At 56.8% G+C, this 1393-nt stretch carries 1 protein-coding gene; it reads right to left on the bottom strand.

Features of this window, described 5'->3' with window-relative positions:
* Positions 1-1282 (bottom strand): IS4 family transposase (locus AC1RPZ_RS27300; protein ID WP_493141014.1); only part of this gene is annotated, 1282 nt, incomplete at its 3' end.
* Positions 1283-1393 lie beyond the last annotated feature (111 nt).

Genomic DNA, 1393 nt, shown 5'->3' with positions numbered 1-1393 from the left:
CCTTAAGCACCCGATCCGTCGACACATGAGCATGCGCAGCCTTTCCCTCCAGCCACTCCTTGGACTTGGCGATTTTGGGTCCGCGTATGCTTTTGGCAACCTGTTTGGGTTTGATATTCCTGGCCAGCGCCAGCAGGCGCTCTGCCAGTGTTTCTGAGGTTGATTGAAGTGATAGGTGATCCGAGGGCAACGCGATCTGCATGCCCTCATAACCACTGCGCACTTGCACTGCCAAGTGAAAAGTCGACGCCTCCCATCCCTCTGGCTGCGTCTCGCGATGAGCCTGTTCCACACTACGTTTGAGAACGGCCAAAACGTTGTAGGCCAACACCGCCGAGGCAAAGCCCAACAAGGCCGCCCGGGGAGAACCGAGGCTTTCGATTTCACTGTCCAGTACCGATTCAAGACGCTGGAACATCCCTTCGATACTCCAGCGACGACGGTATAAATCGGCGATCTGCTCAGCACTGATCGTGTCGGGCAAGTTGCTCCAGAACCACATTACGCAGTCGCCTGATTCGGTAGGCGTTTGCAGGTTCAGTTCGACTCGCCGCCAGCGGTAGCCGCCTTTGAGTTCGATAATTTGTTCGCGCACTGTTCCGGCTTCAACGGGCACCGATTCTTGCCAGTCGCTTTCCTGAATCAGTCTTGGGTGTTTGCTTGGCTGGCGAATAATGAACGAAGCGCTCACTTCTTCGCAGGCCTGCATGACTGGCAGTGTGCAATAAAGCCGATCGGCCATCCACAGCTGCCCCTCACTGGCACGTGCCAACAACGGCAGCACGCTGACGCGCTCACTCGCGTAGGCATCCTCGCAAGGCTGCAAGTCGACGATCTGATCCAGGTCAGGATCGTAGACCACCACTGAAAACCCTGGCCGAGCCGCACCTCGTTCACGCCGCAAAGCCCCCAAACGTTTTTCGGTAGCAGGCAAGTGGTTGCCGTCAACGACGCGCAATTGCCAGCCGGGCAAAATGGCTGAAAATCCCAACTCTTCTATCGTCGGAGCCAAGCGCTCTGCGCTGCCGGTGACCAAGGCCCGCAGCAACGCGGGTTCTGTGCGGCTGACCTTGTCATAGAGCGCCGCCAGGGTAACCGGTAGATCATCCATCTGGCGTGCAGCGGCATGCAAGGAAGGCCGCAAGCCCAATGAGACAAGGGACATAAGCTCAACGATGGTCGAAAACAAAAGCTCACGCGGGTACTGGCGTTGACGATGCTCTTCGAACACCTGATCAACCCACTCAGCGGGAATGGCGTGCTCCAGTGCCAACTTGACCATGACACTGGCCGGTGCCTTTTTTTCAAACCGCGCTAGAACCTCTGCCCACATCGCTTTAGTCACCTTGACTGGAGTTTTGGGGGATTTTAAACGAAGACCTTGAAAGGGCTG

Source organism: Pseudomonas sp. GW822-FHT02D10 (assembly GCF_058802345.1).
Note: the sequence above shows the minus strand (reverse complement) of the source record. Positions and strands in the feature narration are given on the sequence as shown.